This is a genomic window from Bacillus cereus group sp. BceL220 (assembly GCF_051776965.1).
Lineage (GTDB): Bacteria > Bacillota > Bacilli > Bacillales > Bacillaceae_G > Bacillus_A > Bacillus_A cereus.
Window position 1 is genome coordinate 1 of sequence record NZ_JBPWBC010000042.1, and the last position, 2,401, is coordinate 2,401.

A 2,401-nucleotide genomic window follows, 5' to 3' on the forward strand; every position below is an offset into this window, starting at 1 on the left:
AATTGACGTTTCACGTTGTTTGTTTCGTTCAGTTTTCAAAGAACTACTTGGTCGCTCATTTGCGACTTCCTTATGTTAACATCTTCGTTAGTTAATGTCAACTAAGTTTTTTATCTCGTTTGTCGCTTTCGATGTTAATGTCATCGGCGACTTGTCCTATATTACACCTCTATATAATAATAGTCAATATTAATCTTTCATTTTTTTAAAAAAGATGAAAAAGACTCTCATACCCCCTCTTTATTCCTCATACATATCAGTAAAATAACTGAAAGGAGTGTAGAACTTGTTCAACCCTTCTTTATTAAACACCATAAGCGCCCATTCAAGAAGCCCACACTATCATAGGAAGTTTCCCATCATTCTATTTTGGAGTCAAAAAAGCGGTTGCACTTCTCTTGCCAATTGGTTCTTTTACCAGATTGATTTATTGCAAACAGCTCTAAGTTATAGTCCTTTCATTCATAATTATGAATATGATATATACAAAAGTACACCTGCTTATAGTGTACGACTAGGAGTAGCGTTGCGAGAAAAACAAAAAGAAACGTTTAAACTTGTTCGTAACCCTTATAGGAGAGCAGTCAGTTCTTTCGTATCCTTAATTGGACCTCCTTATATGGAAAATCCCGAATGGAAACCCATCCGAAAGTTTTTATATCAAGATGAAAATTCCCCCAAAGGGATCTCATTTAAACAATTTCTATACTATCTATTTATGAAAGGGGCTCACGCAAGTGATATTAACCCACATTTCACACAACAATATATAGCTGGTGAAGAAGAATATGTCACCAATTATATATACTTAGAAAACTTTGATCAGGAAATGAAAGAATTAGAAAAGCGTTTCGAATTAAAAAACGCACCAATAAATGAGTTCTCAACATCATGGCATCATCAAACTCCCGCCATGATTTATAAAGGGAATTTTAGCGAAGGCGATATTACTGATCCTTTATTTCCCCGTCATCCAACTTTTGAAAGCTTTTATGATACTGAATGTATACAACTTGTTCAAACAATATTTCAAAATGATTTCGACACATATAAATACAGTAAAGAATATCCATACTAATTTTAGTCTATTATCTTTGCTAAATAAAAAAGATACCTCATATATAAGGTATCTTTTTTACATGTCAATTATATAAATCATACTGTTTAACAGTCTCTATTCTTCACCGTATTACCTTTTAATAGATTACATAACTTTTGCTTATCCGCCCATCCTACTCCAATTAAAACTAAACTCGCTCCCATTATTACTCTCCATGTCAGAGATTCATTTAATAGAATAATTGAAGTAACAATACTTATTAACGGTAATGCATTTAAATATAATCCGCTTACTGATGCTGAAACTCTCTCTAGCGCTTTATTCCAAAACCAATACGCTAAAATTGTTGCTCCAATAACAAGGTATATTACACTAAGTCCCGTTTTCCAAGTTTCAATCTTCGGTAAACCGTAATAAAGAATTTCTACCAGTGCAAATGGTAATAGAATAACAGCTCCGATAATTAAAGTTAATGTTGTAAAAACCTCGTTTGATAAATACTGTTCTTGTTTTGGTCGTTTTAGCAAAACCGTGTAGAAAGCAAATAGAAAAGTACTTAATAATATCAGTATATCTCCTATTAAAGACACTTCTTGATCAGCACTTTTAGATGGAATCGTAATAAAGAGTACTCCTATAGCACCCAATATAATTCCTATCCAATAATTCAATCGAATTTTCTCTTTCAAGAAGAATGCTGAAAAAAGAATTGTAACTAATGGTAATGCAGCATCTATGATACTAACATGTAATCCACTTGTTAAAGAAATACCATACGATGTGAACATAAAATACCCAGCTACACCGGTAAAAGCTAACAAACTCATTCTTTTCCATGGAACTTTTTTATGTACAACTGATTTTTGTAGTTGCTTAAATGAAAATAGCATACAAATTCCACTTGCAAAGAAAAGACGAATTAACAACAAAGTAAACGGCTGAATAGATTCTAACGCCCATTTTGTTGGCGCAATAGCTGTCCCCCATAATATAACAGCCACTAATAACATGCATATTTCTTTCATAATCCCCCACACCCATCAAAAATATATGTTAACTACCTTAATTATAGATTTTTTCTTATGTAAAATCCTTTAAAAACACAAAAGGTTATGCAAAAAGAGCTAGATTGCTACTTTTTACATAACCTTTTTATATAAGATCACAAACATTCTTTTATATCTCGACTATACCCTTATAAAAGGTAATTCTTACCTTTATATTTTAAGTAATAAAAATAAACACAAAAAAACCTAAGTCGAAACGACTTAGGTTTTTGCTTGGCGACGTCCTACTCTCACAGGGACAAGGTCCCAACTACCATCGGCGCTAGAGAGCTTA

The 2,401-nt window shown here is 32.5% G+C and carries 2 protein-coding genes; one reads left to right on the plus strand and one right to left on the minus strand.

The genetic code is table 11. From position 1 onward, the window contains the following. Window positions 1-286 precede the first annotated feature (286 nt). Window positions 287-1,078: a sulfotransferase family 2 domain-containing protein gene (locus tag ACS2FK_RS30345; RefSeq protein WP_063546267.1), complete on the plus strand. Its 792-nt coding sequence runs from the start codon at window positions 287-289 to the stop codon at window positions 1,076-1,078. 86 nt (window positions 1,079-1,164) lie between these two features. Here the strand turns inward: ACS2FK_RS30345 and ACS2FK_RS30350 are convergent, their stop codons facing one another. Beyond that, window positions 1,165-2,085: a DMT family transporter gene (locus ACS2FK_RS30350; RefSeq protein WP_063546265.1), complete on the minus strand. Its 921-nt coding sequence runs from the start codon at window positions 2,083-2,085 to the stop codon at window positions 1,165-1,167. Window positions 2,086-2,401 lie beyond the last annotated feature (316 nt).

Excerpts from the sequence above, each read along its gene's own strand:
- ACS2FK_RS30350 (WP_063546265.1), bottom strand. The coding sequence starts at position 2,085 with ATGAAAGAAATATGCATGTTATTAGTGGCTGTTATATTATGGGGGACA.